General features: G+C 66.5%; 20 protein-coding genes. 11 read left to right on the forward strand and 9 right to left on the reverse strand.

The annotated features are described in order from the left end of the window. Positions 1–276 precede the first annotated feature (276 nt). Positions 277–696 carry a VOC family protein gene (locus tag ABZ004_RS34575; RefSeq protein ID WP_355685644.1) on the forward strand — a complete coding sequence of 140 codons (420 nt, stop codon included), beginning with the start codon at positions 277–279 and terminating at the stop codon, positions 694–696. A 96-nt stretch (positions 697–792) separates the two neighbouring features. Here the strand turns inward: ABZ004_RS34575 and ABZ004_RS34580 are convergent, their stop codons facing one another. Continuing rightward, complete coding sequence (locus tag ABZ004_RS34580) at positions 793–1,935, reverse strand: NAD(P)/FAD-dependent oxidoreductase (RefSeq protein ID WP_355685646.1); 1,143 nt, start codon at positions 1,933–1,935, stop codon at positions 793–795. Between the two features lie 93 nt (positions 1,936–2,028). Here ABZ004_RS34580 and ABZ004_RS34585 point away from each other — a divergent pair, with 93 nt between their 5' ends. Together ABZ004_RS34585 and ABZ004_RS34590 are read left to right on the forward strand one after the other, a co-directional pair. After that, complete coding sequence (locus ABZ004_RS34585) at positions 2,029–2,718, forward strand: TetR family transcriptional regulator (RefSeq protein WP_355685648.1); 690 nt, start codon at positions 2,029–2,031, stop codon at positions 2,716–2,718. Positions 2,719–2,728: 10 nt separating this feature from the next. Next, entirely contained in the window at positions 2,729–3,544 is an 816-nt protein-coding gene (locus ABZ004_RS34590; RefSeq protein WP_355685650.1) for an MBL fold metallo-hydrolase, read from the forward strand. Here the strand turns inward: ABZ004_RS34590 and ABZ004_RS34595 are convergent. Continuing rightward, entirely contained in the window at positions 3,537–4,445 is a 909-nt protein-coding gene (locus ABZ004_RS34595) for an RNA polymerase subunit sigma-70 (RefSeq protein WP_355685652.1), read from the reverse strand. The two genes, ABZ004_RS34590 and ABZ004_RS34595, sit on opposite strands and share 8 nt — an antisense overlap. A 100-nt stretch (positions 4,446–4,545) precedes the next feature. Between ABZ004_RS34595 and ABZ004_RS34600 the strand changes: the two genes are divergently transcribed. Further along, on the forward strand, positions 4,546–4,902 hold the full coding sequence (locus tag ABZ004_RS34600; RefSeq protein ID WP_355685654.1) for a nuclear transport factor 2 family protein: 357 nt from the start codon (positions 4,546–4,548) through the stop codon (positions 4,900–4,902). 66 nt (positions 4,903–4,968) lie between these two features. Here the strand turns inward: ABZ004_RS34600 and ABZ004_RS34605 are convergent, their stop codons facing one another. Next, on the reverse strand, positions 4,969–5,097 hold the full coding sequence (locus ABZ004_RS34605; protein ID WP_355685655.1) for a hypothetical protein: 129 nt from the start codon (positions 5,095–5,097) through the stop codon (positions 4,969–4,971). A gap of 98 nt (positions 5,098–5,195) precedes the next feature. Here ABZ004_RS34605 and ABZ004_RS34610 point away from each other — a divergent pair, with 98 nt between their 5' ends. Both ABZ004_RS34610 and ABZ004_RS34615 read left to right on the forward strand, forming a co-directional pair. Further along, a complete protein-coding gene (locus ABZ004_RS34610) occupies positions 5,196–5,657 on the forward strand; it encodes a hypothetical protein (protein WP_355685656.1) in 462 nt (153 codons plus the stop codon). A 20-nt stretch (positions 5,658–5,677) separates the two neighbouring features. After that, positions 5,678–6,052, forward strand: coding sequence for a hypothetical protein (locus ABZ004_RS34615; RefSeq protein WP_355685657.1), 375 nt, complete (start codon positions 5,678–5,680; stop codon positions 6,050–6,052). A 304-nt stretch (positions 6,053–6,356) separates the two neighbouring features. On the opposite strand, the gene ABZ004_RS34620 is transcribed toward ABZ004_RS34615, so the two are convergent. The 4 genes from ABZ004_RS34620 to ABZ004_RS34635 are packed head-to-tail and all read right to left on the reverse strand — an operon-like array spanning position 6,357 to position 10,925. Beyond that, positions 6,357–7,256, reverse strand: coding sequence for a carbohydrate ABC transporter permease (locus tag ABZ004_RS34620; protein ID WP_355685659.1), 900 nt, complete (start codon positions 7,254–7,256; stop codon positions 6,357–6,359). 4 nt (positions 7,257–7,260) lie between these two features. Further along, positions 7,261–8,307: a sugar ABC transporter permease gene (locus ABZ004_RS34625; protein WP_355685661.1), complete on the reverse strand. Its 1,047-nt coding sequence runs from the start codon at positions 8,305–8,307 to the stop codon at positions 7,261–7,263. An 8-nt stretch (positions 8,308–8,315) separates the two neighbouring features. After that, the gene (locus ABZ004_RS34630) at positions 8,316–9,572 is read right to left on the reverse strand and encodes an extracellular solute-binding protein (RefSeq protein WP_355685662.1); all 1,257 of its coding nucleotides are present in this window, start codon (positions 9,570–9,572) and stop codon (positions 8,316–8,318) included. A gap of 15 nt (positions 9,573–9,587) precedes the next feature. Continuing rightward, positions 9,588–10,925 carry a hypothetical protein gene (locus ABZ004_RS34635; RefSeq protein ID WP_355685664.1) on the reverse strand — a complete coding sequence of 446 codons (1,338 nt, stop codon included), beginning with the start codon at positions 10,923–10,925 and terminating at the stop codon, positions 9,588–9,590. A gap of 138 nt (positions 10,926–11,063) precedes the next feature. Between ABZ004_RS34635 and ABZ004_RS34640 the strand changes: the two genes are divergently transcribed. Both ABZ004_RS34640 and ABZ004_RS34645 read left to right on the forward strand, forming a co-directional pair. Continuing rightward, positions 11,064–12,827, forward strand: a complete 1,764-nt coding sequence (locus ABZ004_RS34640) for a glycoside hydrolase family 36 protein (protein ID WP_355685666.1) — start codon at positions 11,064–11,066, stop codon at positions 12,825–12,827. A 22-nt stretch (positions 12,828–12,849) separates the two neighbouring features. After that, entirely contained in the window at positions 12,850–13,866 is a 1,017-nt protein-coding gene (locus ABZ004_RS34645) for a LacI family DNA-binding transcriptional regulator (protein ID WP_355685667.1), read from the forward strand. On the opposite strand, the gene ABZ004_RS34650 is transcribed toward ABZ004_RS34645, so the two are convergent. Then, the gene (locus ABZ004_RS34650; RefSeq protein ID WP_355685668.1) at positions 13,863–14,804 is read right to left on the reverse strand and encodes a LysR substrate-binding domain-containing protein; all 942 of its coding nucleotides are present in this window, start codon (positions 14,802–14,804) and stop codon (positions 13,863–13,865) included. The genes ABZ004_RS34645 and ABZ004_RS34650 overlap by 4 nt on opposite strands. Positions 14,805–14,874: 70 nt before the next feature. Here ABZ004_RS34650 and ABZ004_RS34655 point away from each other — a divergent pair, with 70 nt between their 5' ends. Beyond that, positions 14,875–15,612 (forward strand): SDR family NAD(P)-dependent oxidoreductase, encoded by a 738-nt coding sequence (locus tag ABZ004_RS34655; protein WP_355685670.1) that lies wholly within the window; start codon positions 14,875–14,877, stop codon positions 15,610–15,612. Position 15,613: 1 nt separating this feature from the next. Here the strand turns inward: ABZ004_RS34655 and ABZ004_RS34660 are convergent, their stop codons facing one another. Continuing rightward, positions 15,614–16,789, reverse strand: a complete 1,176-nt coding sequence (locus tag ABZ004_RS34660; RefSeq protein WP_355685672.1) for an MFS transporter — start codon at positions 16,787–16,789, stop codon at positions 15,614–15,616. A gap of 78 nt (positions 16,790–16,867) precedes the next feature. Between ABZ004_RS34660 and ABZ004_RS34665 the strand changes: the two genes are divergently transcribed. Further along, positions 16,868–17,836, forward strand: a complete 969-nt coding sequence (locus ABZ004_RS34665) for a DUF5937 family protein (RefSeq protein ID WP_355685752.1) — start codon at positions 16,868–16,870, stop codon at positions 17,834–17,836. A 40-nt stretch (positions 17,837–17,876) separates the two neighbouring features. Continuing rightward, positions 17,877–18,539: a hypothetical protein gene (locus ABZ004_RS34670; RefSeq protein WP_355685673.1), complete on the forward strand. Its 663-nt coding sequence runs from the start codon at positions 17,877–17,879 to the stop codon at positions 18,537–18,539. Positions 18,540–18,595 lie beyond the last annotated feature (56 nt).

The raw sequence follows: 18,595 nt of genomic DNA on the forward strand, positions 1-18,595 counted from the left end.
GGCGGAGCGAGACCGTGCGCGCGGGAAGGCGGAGCGGAGCCGGAGGCGGAGGCGGAGGCCGGGCGGGAGCCCAGGAAGGCGGGGTGGGAGTGGAAGCGCAGGACGCGGGTGGGGAGCGGGAGCGCAGGACGCGGGAGGGAGCGGGAGGGCAGGGAGGAAGGCGGGGTGGGGTGGGGCCGGAATGGGGAAAGTGGGTGGGAAAAGTGCTCAATTGGTGAGCACTATTGGGAGGAGGATGGGGTTATCGCAGTCGAGAACAACGTCTAGGAGCGCCCGATGTTTCGAGGATTCGCCACCATCAGCTTTTACGCCGATGACCTTGCCGCTGCGCGGGACTGGTATGCCGAGCTGTTCGGCCAGGAGGCGTACTACGCGTTCCCGGTCGCGCCCGCTACCCCGGCGTACGTCGAGTTCCGGGTCGGGGACGACGGTGACGAGATCGGGTTCATCGACCGCAAGTACGCGCCTCCCGGTGCGGGCAACGCCCCCGGCGGCGCGGTGATGCACTGGCACGTGGACGACCTGGCCGGCACCTTCGAGAAGTTGTTGGGGATGGGCGCCACGGAGTACCAGCCGATCACTTCGCACGGCGACAGCAACTTCACCACCGCGTCGGTGATCGACCCGTTCGGCAACGTCCTCGGCATCATGCACAACCCGCACTACCTGGAGATCCAGGAGGCGCGGAAGAGCTGAACAGCAAACGTTTTCTGCGCAACACCGAAAACGTTTTCCTCAGGACAGAGTCCTGTGGGTTGCAGGGCGGCAGGGTCCTCCAAATCGTGGGCGTCGTCAGGACGAGGCAGGTTGCTTGACGGCGCCGGTGAAGAAGTTGATCAGGCCGTACGGCGCACTGTCGCCGACGCAGAGGTCCTGGATCTCGCGGGCGTCGACGGAGAACGACGCGTTGCGCGGGAACATCGCTTCCTCGTAGGCGGCGAGGGCGGCTTCGGTGTCGGTGGGGTGGTTGGCGATCGCGTTGGCCAGCTCGGCGGCGTCGAACATCGCTAGGTTCGCGCCGTCGCCGGACGGGGGCATCAGGTGGGCGGCGTCGCCTAGCAGGGTCACGCCGGGGACGCGGTCCCACCGGTGGCCGTCCGGCAGCGTGTGGATCAGCCGCAGGACCGGGGTCGTCTCGCCGGCGGTGATCAGCGCGGTGAGCTCCGGTGCCCAACCCTCGAACTCGGCTGCGACCGCGGCCTTCGCGGCAGCCGCATCCGTGAAGTCGATGCCGGCGGCCCACTCGGTAGGGCGCACCAGTTGGGCGTAGGTGTGCAGGATGTCCCCCGCCTCGCGGTGCGCGGTGATCCCCTTTCCAGGAGTCAGCGCGTACATCGCCCCGGCGCCGACCGCCTCGGCCGTCGCGGCATGCCGTACGTCGACGTCGTACAGGTAGGTCTCGATGAACATCGTGCCGGTGTACTCCGGTTGCGCATCGGAGACCAGCGGCCTGATCCTCGACCAGGCGCCGTCCGCGCCGACGAGGATGCTGCTCGCAACGATCGAGCCGTCGGCAAAGGTCAGCTCATGCCTGCCATCTCCAAGCGGCTTCACCTCGGTGACCTTGTGTCCCCAACGGACCGTCCCGGCCGGTAGCGATTCGAGCAGGATCCGCCGCAGGTCTCCGCGGAGCACTTCCGGTCGCCCCGACGTACCTTCCATCGGCTCCTCGAACAGCACCGCGCCGTCCGGGCCAACGATGCGCGGCGCCTCGGCGCCTTCGTGGATGATCGCGCGGAACTCGTCCGTGAGTCCTGCCGCCGCCAGGGCGACCTGCCCGTCGTCGGCGTGGATGTCGAGCTGACCGCCTTGTGTTCGGCTCTCCGCCGAGGCGTCGGCCTCGTAGACGGTGGCGGGGATGCCGTGAACGTGCAGAACGCGGGCGAGTGTGAGACCGCCGAGTCCCGCACCGATGATCGTGACCGGGGTCGTCATGGTGGTGCTCCTTTCGGAAGGGGTCGATTGGAACAGCGTTCCAGTTACAGTCTCCAGCTTGGAACAACGTTCCAGTCATGTCAAGATGGGTCCATGGCGAGCAAGGCGGAGCGCGGCGAACGGCGTACGGACGCGCTGTCGAAGGAGCGGATCGTGGAGACCGCGATCGAGATCCTCGACGCCGACGGCGAAGGTGCGCTGACCTTCCGCGCGCTCACCGAGCGCCTGTCGACCGGGGCCGGAGCGATCTACTGGCATGTCGCGAACAAGAACGAGTTGCTCGCGGCAACGACCAACGACGTCATCGCCCGCGCCATGACATCAGTGGTTCACACCAAGGACCCGAAGAAAGCGATCCGGGCGATCGGCCTCGCCGTGTTCGACGCATTCGACGCGCATCCCTGGGCGGGCTCACAACTCTCCCGCGAGCCATGGCAACCGGCAGTACTGCGCATCTTCGAAGCCATCGGCGGGCAACTCGAAGCGCTCGGCGTGCCGCAGCGGTCCCAGTTCGACTCCGCGACAGCGCTGGTCACCTACATCCTCGGCCTGGCCGGCCAGTACGCCGCGGGCGCGCGACTCATTGCCCCCGGCACCGATCGATCGGCCTTCCTCGCCGATGTCGCAACCGAATGGGAGCAGTTCGACGAGGCGACCTACCCGTTCGTACGCCGGATGGCCGGCCAACTGCGCGACCACGACGACCGCGCCCAGTTCCTCGCCGGCCTCGACCTGCTCCTCACCGGAATAGCTTCTCCGCCGAAGACGAACACCACGACATGATGGAGATCTGATGCGTTTCAGTTCGGGTGGAAGGTTGCACGCCAGGTTCGCCTTTGGCGAGCTGGTGGTGATCTCGCTCAGGGACGGATATGTGGACATGCCGCCGATACGACTCCGCGACGAGAGTGGGAAACCGCTCGACGAGGTGCCGGACGTCGTTCCGCTTGCCGAGGGCAACTTGCGGCTGTCGGTGAATGCCTTCTACGTCACCGACGGAACGAAGTCGGTCCTCATCGACACCGGCTCATCCGACGGCTGGCTTCCCACGATGGGGTCGTTGCTCGAAGCAATGACCGAGGCCGGGGTTGCTCGCGACGCGATCACCGACGTGGCGATCACCCACCGGCACCGGGACCATGTCGACGGACTCATCGCACCGGATGGCTCGGAGGCCTTTCCCGAGCTCCAGCGAGTATGGATCGGCGCGAACGATACGTCGGTGTTCACCGGAAAGCTCGAGCCGGTTCGCGATCGGGTGGTTCCGGTCACGGAGCGGGTCGCGATCAACGACTGGGTGACGGCCGTACCGGCTCCTGGGCATACGGCGGGGCATACCGTTTACGAGGTGCGGAGCAGTTCCGGTCGGCTGGTGGTTTGGGGCGACACGGTTCATGTGCCGACACTGCAGTTCGGCCGGCCGGAGATCTGCTGCGAGTACGACGGTGATCGGTCGCAGGCGCGCGGCGTACGGGCTGGGCTGCTGGAGCAATTGGCCCAGCCGGGAGAGTTCGTTGCAGGTGCCCATCTGGATTCGCCAGGGGTTGGCCGGGTGACGCGCGCGGGTGACGGCTACGCGCTGGAGTACCTCGCCCCACCGATCAGCTGACGAATCGGGTGATCCGGTGAATGCCCTCGCCGCGGATTTCGAGGACGAGGTGACCGGCGTACCGGCGTACGGCGTGCTGGTCGGCGTGGTAGCAACGGAAGCCGGGCTGGAGGTTCGCGCCGGCTTCCTCGAGGGCGAGTGTGGTGGTGCGGGCCTCGGCGCTCGCTCTGAGGAAACCGGCGATCGCGGGCGGACCGTGGTACTCGTGCGGCGCCGGCGGCATCGCGAGCCAGGCGTCGTCGGTGAGCAGGCTGGTGATGGTTTCGATGTCATCGGCAACGAAGGCTTCGGCGAAGCGTTTGGCCAACTGGCGTTCGGTTTCCGGCGCCGGAGCCGGGTCGGCGGCGGGTAGCGCGGCGCGCGCTCGCTGGAGGGCCCCCTTGATCGCGGTCGCGCTGGTGTCCATCAGGTCGGCGACGTCGGCGGTTCGGAAGCCGAGTACGTCGACCAGGAGCAGGGCGGCGGCTTGCTTCGGCGGCATTCGTTGCAGGGCGACGATGAAGGCGAGCTCGACCGTTTCCCGGCGTACGGCGTGGGCCTCGGGCTCCTGGAGCAGCTCGTCCGGATACGGCTGCAGCCAGGTCACGTCGCTGGTGCGCGACGGCGGAGGCGGTTCGAACGGCGGGACCGGTTCGGCCGGCGGACGGCGCTTGCTGTCCCGGATCGCGTTGAGACAGCGGTTGGTCGCGATCCGGTAGAGCCAGGTGCGGACCGACGCCCGCTCCTCGAACCCCTCGAGGCCGCGCCAGGCGGCGAGGAGGATCTCCTGCATCGCGTCATCGGCATCGGTGACGGACCCGAGCATCCGGTAACAATGCAGATGGAGTTCACGGAAATAAGGCGCGGTCAACTCACGGAAAGCGTTTTCGTCCCCCGCCTGCGCCCGCTGCAGCACCGTCACCCGCCCATGGTGCCATCCGTACGGCGTACTTCGCGGCGACCGTTCCGATCGCGGTGGAGTTGGTGTCTACCCAGTCATCACCGATTGAAAGGATCTACCGATGACCGCAGCTCTGGAGACCGTGCTCGCCTACTACGAGGCGTGGACCAGCCAGAACTTCGACAAAGCCATGCACTACATCGCCGACGACATCGTCTGCCAATCCCCCGCCGGTCCCATCCACGGCGCCGCCGCCTTCCGCGCCTTCATGGAACCGTTCTCCCAGAAGGTCACCACCAGCACCCTCCTCTCATCCTTCGGCGACGACACCACCGCACTCCTGATGTACGACACCGTCACCACCCCGGTCCCGCACGCCCCCGGCGCCGAACTCCACACCGTCGCCGACGGCCGCATCACCCACCTCCACCTCATCTTCGACCGCCTCCCCTTCGCCAAAGCCCGCGGCGAGATCTAGGGCTGCGTTGGCAGGCGAGGCGCGCACGGGCGCAGGGGTCAACGTGCGCACCTCGCCGATTGAGGGCTACTCGTCGTCGAGCCATTCGGAGCCGTCGACGGCTCGGTGAGGGCCGCGATGCTCGCCGAGGACGCAGTGCAGACCGGTGTCGGGATGGACACCGTCACAGGTTCCTTCGTTCACGAGCTTGAGCATGCCGACAGCGTGCGCTGGATGCGGCATCGTTGCCAAGGCTTCTTTGTATCCCTCGGCAGGAGGCGACAGGGATACAACTAGGGGTCACACTGGGTTGTATGGCTTTCGGGCGGAGGCTAGATCGGACGCCGTGGCAGACGGCCGAACTGGTCCAACGCCTGCAGGCATCCGATGCGACACCCGTGACGCTGGAGAGGCTGCACGCAACGCTCGCTGAGTTGTGCTGCCAGTACTCGTGGCGCGATGCGCTGGAGCTCCGAGAGGAGGCTCAAGGGTGGCTGCGATATGTTGGCGAGCTGTTGCGGCGCCCGGTCGGCCTCCGTGCGCACACCGAGCTCTTGACTGCCGGCGGCTGGCTCCCGCTGCTCGCCGGATGTGTCCAGTACGACCTGGGCCTGCGGGCGGCCGCTGAATCAACCCGTACTGCGGCCCTGCAGCTGGGCGCCGAAGCCGGCCACCCGGAGTCAGCGGCTGGGCGCATGAAATGTCCGCCTGGTTCGCACTCACCCAAGGCAGGCTCTCTGATGCGATCGAGTCTGCTCAGGCCGGCCGGGCAATAGCCCCGCAATCGAGCGTAGAGGTGCAGCTCATCGCCCAGGAGGCGAAAGCGCGAGCCCGCCTCGGTGAATCGGACCTGCAGCCCCTGCTGGACTCCGGTCGCGAGATCCTCGACCGGCTGCCCTATCCGGGCAGGCCGGACAACCATTTCGAAGTCGACCCCGCCAAGTGGGAGTACTACGCGATGGACGTGCATCGCCTCGCCGGCAACGATCAACTGGCCCGCCAGTACGCGACCGCGGTCATCCAGGACAACCTCGCCTCACAGGCATCCACGGCACCCGCGAGCCGTCCCTCGCTCGTCATGGTCGCAGGCGAACTCTCCTCCGAGCTCACCACCCGCTATCCCAACGAGCCGCTCACCCACCACTTCACTGAAGCAGCCCCCACCCTCTGAAGCGACACGACAGAGCGCCGCCAACGACGTTTCCCTACCCGAAGCGGGGGCTCTGATCGAGACTGCTGCCATCGGTGTCAACTTCAAGCTGAAGAACGTGATGCCCGAGGACGGATAGCACGTGCTGGATCTGAATCGAGGCTTGTCCATGGGGATCCACCTCCAGCCGCATCTGAGTACGAGCGAGGAGGTCCGAGGAGGCTGCGTCGAGACGCGCAATCACACCGGGGTCGGCGCGGCACCAGGTTGTTTTCGTCTAGCAGGCGCGGGACACACGCAACCACATCAGCTCCAGGCTGCCAGGTCAGCGGCCACCGGTGAAGGTTATGCCGTTGGTGATTTGTTTTTGGGCGAAGAAGAAGATGGCCAGGCAAGGGAGGGTGATGAGGACCGAGGTTGCCATCAGCAAGGGGGTGTCGGTGCCGTTCTTGGATTGGAAGCCGGCCAGGGCCAAGGGGAGGGTTTTCCATTGGTCGGAGTTGATGTAGATGGCTGGGCCCAGGAAGTTGTTCCAGTAGCCCATGAACAAGAGGATCGACACCGCTATGACCGCGGGGCGAGCTAGGGGGAGGTAGACCAGGAGGAACATGCGGAACCAGCCGCAGCCGTCTACTACTGCTGCGTCGGCCAGTTCTGGGGGCATTCGGGCGAAGAACTGGCGGAACAGGAAGATGTAGAACGGGGAGCCGAAGAAGGCGGGGAGGATGAGCGGGTAGAGGGTGTCGATCATGCCAAGGTTGTTGAAGAGCATGAATTGCGGAACCATCGTGACCTCGCCGGGTAGGAGCATGGTGGCGAGGACTACCGCGAAGACTATTCCCGAGAAGCGGACGCGTAGGCGGGCAAAGGCGAAACCCGCGAGCGAGCAGGAGAACACGGTGCCGATGATCGGGATGAGTGTGGTGAGCACCGAGTTCAGGGCGTAGCGCCAGAACGGGAACGACGTGATCGCCCGGCTGTAGTTGCTCCAGAGGAACTCGTGCGGCCAGATGCTCGCGCCCGAAGAACCCACGCCCGCAAGGGATCGCAGCGAGGTCGCGAGCATCCAGAGGAACGGGTAGACGAAAGCGAGCGACCCGAGCGCGAGTACGACGTACAGGGCGATCGTGATCGGCAGGTTGCGTCGCCAGAACGGGCGGTCCGGCCGTCGGACCGCACCGGTCTCGGCAGCGACGCGACGCGGGGACTCGACTAGGACAGCCATGACCTCAGCCCTTCTTCACACGGCGACGGCCGCCTTGGTCGGATTCGTAGTAGACGGCGAAGGAGCTGGCCCGGGCGGTGACGGCGGTCAGTGCGAGGATGATCGCGAAGAGGGTCCAGGCGAGCGCCGACGCGTAGCCCATCCGGAAATTCTGGAAGGCGTTGTCGTACAGGTAATAGACGAAGAACAGCAGCGAGTCCTTGGGTCCGCCGGTCGCGATGAATCCCTGGGTGAAGATCTGCAGCGCCCCGATGATCCCGGTCAGCACGTTGAACAAGATGATCGGCGAGAGCTGCGGCAAGGTGATGTGCCAGAACAGCCGCGTCACCCCGGCACCGTCCAGCGCGGCCGCTTCATAGAGATTCGTCGGCACGTCCTTGAGCCCGGCGAGATAGATCACCATCGCTCCCCCGACGGTCCACAGACTCATCAGAATCACCGTCGGCAACGCCCACGACGCGTCGTTGAACCACCCAGGACCCGGTACGCCGAACTTGGCCAGCACATCGTTCGCCAGCCCGTACTGCGGGTTGAAGACCCACAGGAACAGCACCATCTGGGCGACCCCGGAAACCAGGCTCGGCAAATACCAGATCGTGCGGAAAAGCCGGATTCCGGGCAGATCCACGTTCATCAGCAGCGCGACCAGGAACGCCAGAGCAGTCTGCAGCGGCACCGAGATCACGGCGTACAGCAGCGTGACCTTCAACGCCTGGCCGACTCGTGGATCGCTGAAAGCCTCGCTGTAGTTGGCGAAACCAACGAACTTCGGCGGCGTGATCAGGTCCCACGAGGTCAGGCTGACGTAGATCGACGACACCATCGGCCCGACGGTGAAGATCAGGAACCCGATCAGCCAGGGCGAGATGAACAGCCAGAACGCGATCGTCTTGTCGGCCCGCGGCCATCTCCGCCATGCCCCGTACGCCGCCAATCCGATGACGGCGTACAGGGCGATCAGCAGGAGCAGGAACGGGACCAGCGGCACCAGCGCCGCGGGGACTCCCCAGGACTCCGCGAGCGCGCGGATCCATCCGATCGTCGGGTTCACGGTCTACCTCACTGCTTCAGGGCTTTGGTGCACTTGTCGTTCAGCTGCGGAAGGATCTTCGCGACGTCATCCTTGCCGGTGCCGAGCGCCGTGTAGCTGGTCATGCCCTTCTCAGCGTCGCCGGAGATCTGTGCTTCCTTCGCGACCGAGACACCGACCAGGCCGGTCTTCAGCGCGGTGGTGAACGCGGCCAGGTTGCGATCCGCCGGCAGCACCTTCTCCAGCGTCGCGCTGGAAGCGCTGATGATCGGTACGCCGAGCGCCGTGGTGCCCTGGATCAGTTTGTCCTGAGCGACCTGCTGCGTGCTGGCGAACTCGACGAACTTCTTGGCCGTCTCGAGCTGCTTGCCGGTCGCGTTCCTGGCGATCGCGAGCCCGTCGACCTCCATCGGAAAACCTTTGCCTGGAACGGGAACCAGCGTCCAGTTCGGCTTGTTGATCTTGACGAAGTCGGCCACGGTCCACGGCCCGAAGTCGCTGAAGGTCCCGAGCCGGCCGGCGGCGAACCATTGCGCCTGGTCCTGCCCCTGGATGTCCACCGAGTTCGGCGCGTACTTGTTCTTCTGCATGTCGACCACGTACTGCGCTGTCGCTACGCCGGTCGCATCGCCGAAGGTGCAGGCCGTCGCATCGGCGTTGTAGTACCCGCCACCGGCAGCGGTCAGCCAGCCGCGGTACCAGAGATTGCTGGAACCGAAGACGCGTGCCTTGCCGTCCCCGTGGGACAACTTGGCTGCGACGTTCTTGAACTCCTCCAGCGTCATCGGCGTGGTTTTGCTCGGCAGCGGGAGCCCGGCAGCTTTGAAAGCGTCGACGTTGATCGCCATCACCTTCGGCTTGGCTGCCAGCGGCATCGCGTACGACTTGCCCTGGTACTGCAGTGCCGAGGCGATGTTCGGTTGCACGTACTGCGAAGCATCCACCTCCTGCTCGGCGAAGCTGGGCGCGAAGCCGGCGAGACTGGTGTTGCTGATCTCCATCACGGTCGACTGGGTGTGGGCCGCGATCGAGGTCTGGATCTTCTGCTCGTAGTCGGACTGGATCCAGTTCGTGGTCACCTTCGTCCCCGGGTTCGCCTGCTCGAAGGCTGCGGCGATCGCCTTCAGTGAGGCGGCCTCGGAGTTGGTGCCCCAGAAGGAAAAGGAAATGTTGGCGGAATCCTTGTTTCCGCCGGCTGCGGGCTGGGCGCCACCAGTCGCACAGCCCGCGGCGACGAGGAGTGCGGTCAGCCCGGCACCGACCGAGAGCAGTTTGAGTAGCTTCATGAGGGGTCCTTCGTCTCAGGGACGAGCTTCGTCCGAGGGGGTGAGCCCGGCGGTCTTGCCCGGGGTAAGGCGGGCGGTCTCGCCCGGGGTGAGGCGGGCGGTCCGGCCGGGGTCGACGGCCGTCCAGGGGCCGGAAGAGCCGATCGACACGCGGAGCGGGCCCGGTCCGCTGTACACGGTGATCTCGATGGATTGCCGACCGTGGGAGGTGATGCGGAGATCCCAATCGCCGACCCGGATGTGGTCGACCTCCAGCCAGCCGATCTCGGCCGGCAGGTGGGAGTCGACTGTCAGCGAAGCCGACGCCGCGTCCGGCACCAGACCGAGGAGCCCGGCCACCAGGTGCTCGACTACGGTGAACGAGATCTCCGGGTAGACGTCGCGGCTGTCGATGACGTGCCGCAGCCAGCGCCAGGCCGACTCGTCACGCCGGTGCCGGAAGAAAACTTCCGGCAGATAGGTGAACGCCTCGATGTTGGCCGGCGGATGCTCGGCCAGCTGGGTCTCGAGATAGTCCAGGAACAACTCGTTGCGCTCGCCCGTCCCGCTCAGACCGAGCATCGGGACGAACCAGGTCGCCTCCAGCCCCCAGCCGAAGTCCAGCCCATTCTTGCTGCGGCCGCGCGCGAACCGTGCCTTGCTCGCATCCCACCAGGAGGCGAGGAAGTCCGTTTGCAGCTGCTCGGCTCGCTTCAGAAAACGTTTGCGGTCGTTTCCGTCGGCTACCTTGGCGAGCGCCAGCAGAGCGCCGTACTGCGTGGCCAGGCCGTCGCCCGCGACGAGGAGCGGATGCTCGGCGTCCTGCTCGTTGTAGGTCGCTGTACCGAGGAAGATGTCGCCGGTGCCGGACGACTCGGGGATGCCGTCACCGTCGCTGTCGTGCTCGGCGACGAAGTCGTCGACCGAGCGGAGGTAGTACGCGGCCAGATCGGGGTCGTCGATCCAGCGCCGGTCGCCGGTCCAGCCGTACTGGCCGAGCGCGCGATAGGTGAGGTCGAACACCGCGGGGATCTCCCGGACGAAGTGTTCGTCGCCGTGATAGTCCAGATCCGCGATCGAGCCGTCGAAGTGGAAGGCCCAGAGCGGGTACCACTTGCGGGCCGGGGTCGCCGAGCGGGCGAAATGGCGCAGCATGGCGAAGTTCTCCGCGTCCAAGCCGAGCAGGTGCGCGCCGACCGCCTGGTGGCAGACGTCGCGCGAGTAGAACATCGGCCGGGACGGATAGCCCGCCCAGTACGACGGGAGGTTGCCCGCCGCCGTGGAGGTCCGGACCCAGTCGAGGGCGCGCTTGCGGGCCCAGGTGAAGGCGTCCTCGAGGTAGCCGAGATCCGACCTGAGAGCCAGGTCCGACATCGCGGCCCTCCTTCCGAAGAGAAGGGATATTAGCGCTAAAACTAGGCTGCTCACTTAACTTCGTCAATATGTCTGGCGCCGCTGATTTTACCGCTATAGTCGAGTTCAACAGTGCGGCTCGGCGAAGAGGAGTGATCGATGACGTCTGCGGTGCCCGGGGCTTCCTTCGAGGTCCGCTCCCCCGACGGCGCCGTCCACCGCACCGGCTCGGTGACGGGTGGAAAGGTGCGAGAAGCATCGGACCAGGCGGGTGTTCTGGTCTTCGAGGTCGTGGCTGCTGAGTTGAGTGCCGAGCCGGTGCACGTGCGATTTACCTGGCCGGTTGATGGGGCGATCACGTTGTGGCGGGCGACGCAGGGGTCCCATCGGGAGCTTCCGGCTGATTGGGGGTCGCATCGCGATATCCGGTCGGTCCGGTCGGCGCCGGTCGCCGCCTTTGTCGGTCTGGACGACCGTTCGCCGTTGGCCGTCTCGCTGTCCTCGAACGTCCGTGGGTGTGACTTCGCCGTCGGGGTCAACGAGGAGACCGCCGAGCAACTGATCCAGCTCACCGTCGACGACATCGAGCCGACAGCCGGCGAGCACCGGTTCGAGTTACGCATCGACCTTCGCGGAAAGCACTTCAGCGAAGCCCTTCGCGACATCACCGACGTCTGGACGGCCGAGCTCGGCGACCGCATCACACCGGTGCCGGAGGTTGCCCGCGAAGCGATGTACTCGACCTGGTACAGCGACCACCAGCACGTGTCCGCGGAATCAGTGGAGCACCACGCCCGCGTCAGCGCGCAGTACGGATGCCGCGCGGTGATCGTCGATGACGGCTGGCAGACCGAGGACACTGCTCGCGGCTACGCGCACTGCGGTGACTGGGAGCCGACCAGCAGCACGTTCCCCGACATGGCCGAGCACGTACGCCGGGTGCACGAACTCGGCCTCGACTATGTGCTCTGGATCGCGCCACCACTGATCGGTGCACGCTCGAAAGCTTGGGACCGGCTCAAGGACCGCACCCTCGGGTACGTCGACGGGCTGAGCGCATCCGTGCTCGACCCGCGCTTCCCCGAGGTCCGCGAGCACATCGTCGAATGCTGTGTCCGTCCGGTCCGCGACTGGGGCATCGACGGTCTCAAGATCGATTTCATCGACTCCTGGGCCTGGGCGAACCCACCCGCCGCGCCGGACGGCGACTGCGCGACAGTCGACGAGGGCGTCGAGCTGATCCTTGAAGCGGTCACCGAAGAACTGAAGCGACTCCGGCCGAACCTGCTGATCGAGTTCCGGCAGGACTACGTGAACCCGCGACTCTGGCGCTTCGGCACCTTCCTGCGCGCCGGGGACTGCGCGATGGACGCGGTCGAGAACAGGGTCCGCACGATCGACGCCCGGTTACTCGCCGGCGATCGCGCAGTCCACTCCGACATGCTGATGTGGAACCCGGCGGCTCCGGCCGAAGCAGTCGCCCGCCAGTTCATCGGCGCCCTCTTCAGTACGCCGCAGGTCTCGGTCGAGCTCGGCGACCTGTCCGCCGAACACGACCAGGTCGTGCGCTTCTGGCTGGCCTTCTGCAAGGAGCACGCGGAGACGCTGCTGCACGGCGTACTGACTCCCTCTCGGCCGGATGCCCGCTATACGCAGGTCGCGGCGACGTCCGAGAGGTGCACTGTGGTCGCCGTTTTCGCCAACCGTGTGGTGCGTTTGACCGATCCGAAGCGGCGCCTGCTGCTGGTCAACGGCGGCAACGAGCCGCGCCTGCTGATCGAAGGTGCTGGGTCTGACCCGGTGGAACTCGTAGTGTCTGACTGCTCAGGCGCAGAGTTGTCCCGTACGACGACCACGCCACCCGCCGGCCCCTGGGCCGTCGAGGTGCCGGTCGGCGGAGTGGCCCGGATCGAGCGGGTCTGACCAGGGGTTCGAAGGGGGCTGGATGACCGAGGCGAAGAAGCGACCGGTACGCCGGACGACGGTGGCCGACGTCGCGCGGCTCGCGGGAGTGTCGGCAATGACCGTGTCCAACGTGCTGAACGCGCCGCATCGGGTGAGTGAGCCGACGGTCCGGACCGTGCAGGCGGCGATCGACGAACTCGGGTACACGCCGAACCATGCGGCCCGCGCGCTCTCGTCCGGCCGCAGCCAGGTGATCGGCCTGCCGCTGTACCTGGAGGACGACGCGTTCAGCGACCAGAACCCTGGCCTGGGTGGATTTCTGCACGGGTTGCTCGGCGGTCTCGTGAAGTCCGCGGCGATCGGCGGGTACGGCGTACATGTGACGACGCCGACCGAGGGAGCCACCGAGATCGCGCTCTACGAGAAGCTGATCGCGGCGCGTCAGGTCGATGCGATCGTCGTGCTGGAGACGATGCCCAGGGATCCGCGGATCGAGTTCCTCACCACCCGGGGCTTCCCGTTCGTGGCGTTCGGTCGGACCGGTCATCAGCAGCGGCAGTGCTGGGTGGATGTCGACAACGAGGCGTCGATGGTGGCCATCGGCAAGCATCTTCGCGCGACCGGGCGGACCCGGGCTGCTTATCTGGCGACGGCGAGCACTTTGCCGTGGGTGCATCAGCGGCGGGACGGGTTCCTGCAGGAGTTCAGCTCGCCGCATTCGGTGGAGTCGTTCAGCGATCTGGATGCCGTCGCGGAATACGTGACGAGCTGCTCGAACGACGTGGATGCCTTCGTGACGGACAACGACGCGTTCGCGGTGGTGGCGATGCGGGCGTTGCAGCGGCGCGGGGTCAAGGTCGGTCAGGATGTCGCGGTCACCGGGTTCAACGATTTTCCCTTTGCCAGCATGCTCGATACGCCTCTCACGACGGCACGCATTCCGTTGCGGGACATCGCTTCTTGTCTGTTCAGTCGAGCATTGCAAGAGATCAACGGCGATCCAGATCAGCCCGGCCGCCTCGTCACCGCTCCCCTGGTCGTTAGGTCCAGCGCTTAGGCCGGCTCGTCGCAGTTGCCGACTGTCCAGGGGGCTTCGAGGGTTGGTTGCTCGGCGGCCCAGCGCTTGGCGGCTGCTACATAGCGGGTGAGCCAGGGTGAGGGGTTGCCGGGCTTCCAGGCGATCACCATCGTGTACGGCTCGGCGTCCGGGACCGGGCGGTAGACGACCTCAGGGCGGACGCTTCGGAGCGTGAACGAGATCGGTAGCAGCGCGATCGCCTGGCCGAGGGCGATCATCTCCAGCATCTGCGCGCTGTCCTGCACGACCGGGCCGAGCGGCGTACCGGCCGGCTGGCCGTCGCGTTGCCCGGACCAGAAGTTGCGTCCGGCATCGGTCGTGCCCGGTCGGTGGGTGAAGATCTGGCCGCGGAGATCGTCGACACTGAGCACCTCGCGCGAGGCCAGCTCATGCCCGACCGGGAGGGCCGCCATCCGGCCTTCGACGAGAAGGACCTCCTGTGCCAGCGAGTTGTCGAGGTACGGCGAGCCGATGATCGCCAGGTCGGCCCGGCCGGCCAGCACCGCATCCACCTGCTCGCCGAGGCCGGTGACCTCGAACCGGATCTCCGGCGCACCTGGCTCGTCGCGGAACTCACTCGCGACATAGGTGAGCAGGTCCGTGGCGGCGCCTGGCTTGGCGGTGACGATCAGGGTCTTCGCGCGCGATCCGGCGCGCCGCGTACGGCGTACTGCGGCATCGAGGGAGTCGAGGACCAGAGCGGACTCTTTGAGCAAGGTCTCGCCTGCTTCGGTGAGCCTGATCCGGCGCGGGTCGGAGCGATCGAACAGCGCGACGCCGAGCCGGCTCTCGAGACCGCGCATCGCCCGGGACAACGGCGGCTGGGCGATGCCGAGCCGTTCGGCGGCGCGGGTGATGTTCAGATCCTCGGCGACCGCGCGGAAGTAGCGCAGCTCACGGATCTCGGGTTCGGCCATACCTCCAGGGTATGCCGGGGCACCCGATCGGTCTTTTTCTTTCGGCGCCGCAGCGACTGCACTGGAAGACATGAACACCAACGAAGTCGCACTGGTCACCGGTGCCAACAAAGGAATCGGCCGGGAGATCGCCCGGCAACTCGCAGCGCTCGGAATGACCGTCTACCTGGGCGCCCGCGATGAGGCTCGCGGCAAGACTGCGGCCGCGGAACTCGAAGGGGATGTCCGATTCGTCCAGCTCGATGTCACCGACGTCGGCTCGGTCCGTGCCGCGGTGGAGACGATCGAGGCCGACTCGGGACGGCTGGACGTGCTGGTCAACAATGCGGGGATCGCGCTCGAGTGGGGCGTCGATGCGGTGGACGTGAGCGCCGACCTGCTCCGGGCGGAGTACGAAGTCAATGTTTTCGGGGTCGTGACGGTGACGTCGGCGTGCGTCCCGCTGCTGCGCCGATCGCCTAACGGACGGATCGTGAACATGTCCAGCAGTCTCGGCTCACTCACCCTGCTGAGTGATTTCGAGTCGTCGCAGTCGAAGAATCAGTTGCTGCCGTACAGCTCGTCGAAGGCGGCGCTCAACGCACTGACCGTGCTCTATGCGGCCGCACTGAAGGCGGACGGGATCAAGGTCAATGCCGCTACTCCGGGTCTCGTCCCGACCGACATCAACGAAGGCGCGCCGATCTCCCGCGGGACCCGCACAGTCGCCGACGGCGCCGTCGCCCCGGTCTACCTGGCCACTCTGCCGCCCGACGGCCCCACCGGCGTCTCCCGCGGCCCGGGTGTCGACGACTCCATCCCCTGGTAGTTCAGCTGAGTGCTCTCCGGGCGAGGAGCATCGTCACCGTCGTTCCAATCGCCCCGCCGACGCAGATCGCCAGGTTCGGACGGATGAGGGTTCCTAATACGCCGGCCAGGGCGATCGCGATGCCTTGGATTGCCATCAGGCCGCTGGTTTGGACGGTGAACAGCCTGCCCCGGTACGCCGGGTTGGCGGCCGCGAGGATCAAGGGATCGATGCCCTGGTTGAACGCGAAGCCGGAGCCCGAGATCGCCAGCAGGATCGCCGCGAGGGGAATCGAGGGCTCGGTGACGAAGGCAAGCGCGGGTAATTGGGTGAGCAGGATCAGCGGGATCATGAGGCGTCGTCGGGTGGTCGGTTTCAGTCGGGTCGCAACGAGTTCGCCGAGGATCGAGCCGGCGGCGTACCCGGTGAACAACGCACCGGCTAGCGAGGCGGCGACGCCGGTCTGGGCGGTGTAGGCGACGGCGAGTCCGTCGGGCATCGAGGCGAAGGCGGAGACGATCCAGGAGAGCAGGATCAGTCTTCGGAGTCTGGTGTTGCCGAAGATGTATCCCAAGCCGGCAAGGGATTCCCGCACCGTACTCCGGGTAGGCGCGCCGGTTCTGGGCGTTGACGGGGTGCCGAGTCCGATCAGGGCCGCTGAGGCTGCGAAGGATGCGGCGTCGAGACCGAGTAACCAGGTGGGTCCGATCGCGGCGACGGCTATGGCGCCGACTGCGAATCCGATCAGCAGGGTGAGCTGGCTGATTGCTCTGAGCAACGAACGGCCGGTCGGGAAGAGGTCGGCGTCGAGGAGATGAGCGAGGCTGGCTGCTCGGGCGCCCGCGAAGATCGGGGCGACGCTGCCGGTCACCAGGAGAAGCCCGAGCAAGCCGGCGACCGGGATCCCGGGGATGAGCATGGCGGCGATCGTGGTTGCGCTGATCAGGTCGCAGCAGACGAGCACTCGCCTCGCCGGGAAACGGTCGGCGATCGAAGAGAGCGCTATCCCGCCGAGCGCGTAGGGCAGGAACGAACATACAAGCACCAAGGCGGACAACAGCGGTGATCGGGTCCGCTCGAAGACCAAGATAGAGAGCGAAATCTCGGCGGCCACAGTTCCAGCCATCGATACCGACTGGGCCAGGAAGATCGCTCGCAGCCCGGGCACGCGGAGTACGGAGCTGTAGGTAGTAGACACGACAGCGAGCCTGCTCTGGGGTGGGTCGGGGTGGCGTATCGTTTCGGGGGTGGCCGAAAGTTTGTGGTTGTGGCGGTAATGAGGTTCGGGCGGGCGGATGCGTTGCGGTGCCGGTTCGGGTTGTCGCCGGTATGGGAGACGATGTCCGCGGTGCGGGTGCTCGGTGGGCAGCGACCTCGGCCGTTGTATTCGCCGTGGGTTGCAGCCAAGGCAGAAGTGACGGCGAAGCTCGATCTGCGGATGCTGCGGGCGGTTCAGCCGAGGAGCGGATACACGCCTGACTTTCTGACTCCCCCGCCGAAGGCTTCTCGGGCTCGGTTCGAGACGGAGATCGCGCGGGTTCGTAGTACGCCGCTGCATCAGGTGCGGGACGAGTTGATCCAGTCGCGGGACGGGAAGAACAACCCGGGCGCGGCGGCGATCAACCGGATGCTCGAGGATCCAGTCGCGGCGCGGGAAGGGTTCGCGCAGGAGATCGAGGCGGCCTGGCATGCGTTGATCGAACCCGACTGGCCGTTGATCAGCCGGGTGCTCGAGGACGACATCGCGTACCGCGGGGAGCAGCTCACCTCCGGCGGTCTGGCGAAGCTGTTCGACGACCTCCATCCCGCACTGAGCTGGGAGGACGACAAGCTGATCACGACCCAGTTCCGCGAGCAGGATCGCGAGCTCAGCGGTCAGGGGCTGCTCCTCGTACCAGGGGTGTTCGGCTGGCCGTATCTCGTGGTTGTCACCGCGCCCGGATATCAGCCGACGGTGGTGTACCCCGCGCGAGGTGCGGCCCGGCTCTGGTCTGACGCGCCGGCTCCCCCGGATCCGCTGGCGACGTTGCTCGGGCGTACGCGGGCGATGCTCCTGGTCGCGCTGGATCCACCGGCGACGACGAGCGCCCTCGCCGCGCAGTACGGGCTGGCTCTGGCGACGGTTGCGGAGCATCTTGCCGCGCTACATGGGGCGGGGCTCGTGAGCAGGCGGCGCTCGGGGCATCAGGTGCACTACCGGCGTACGGATGTCGGGCAGGCGGTTGTCGACGCCTCGATCGGCTGACATCCCACGGCGACCTGGCTTGCGGGGTCAGAATGCTGCAGTGAGCAAGGAACCCGCGCCGAGCATGCGCCACACCCGCCGATGGCCGGCTTCGCTGGCGGTGATCGTGGTGCTGGCGCTGCAGCTCGCAGTGCCGGCGCAGATCACCCAGCTGCCGCGTTGGCTGCTCCCGGCGATCGGCGTCGCACTGCTGATACCGCTGGTGTGGATGAACCCGTTCCGTCTGCGGATGGACGAGCCGTGGTTGCGCTACATCGAGTTGGTGTTGCTGGCGGTGCTCGTGCTGATCAATGCGATCTACCTGATCGGGATGATCGCGTTTCTCGACTCCGGGCACAGCACCGGCGGCATGGTGCTGGTGAAGGCCGCGCTGCTGATCTGGGTGACGAACGTGGTCGCGTTCGCGGTCTGGTACTGGGAGATCGACCGGGGCGGACCGTTCGCCCGGATGCCCGAACATGAGCACGAGGAGGAGCGCGCCGACCTGCTCTTCCCGCAGATGACGGTCGACCTCCCCGGCTGGCAGGGCTGGCTCCCCGGCTTCACCGACTACCTGTTCGTCGCCTTCACCGCCGCGACCGCCTTCAGCCCCACCGACACGATGCCCCTCACCGCCCGGACCAAAGCCCTGATGAGCGTCCAGTCCGGGATCTCCCTCCTCACCATCGCCATCATCGCCGCCCGAGCCGTCAACGTGCTCTGAGCGACCAACTGCTGGAATCTGGGTCGACGGAATGTAATGGGTGTGGAACAGTGACG

The organism is Kribbella sp. NPDC006257, assembly GCF_040613535.1.
Taxonomy (GTDB): domain Bacteria; phylum Actinomycetota; class Actinomycetes; order Propionibacteriales; family Kribbellaceae; genus Kribbella.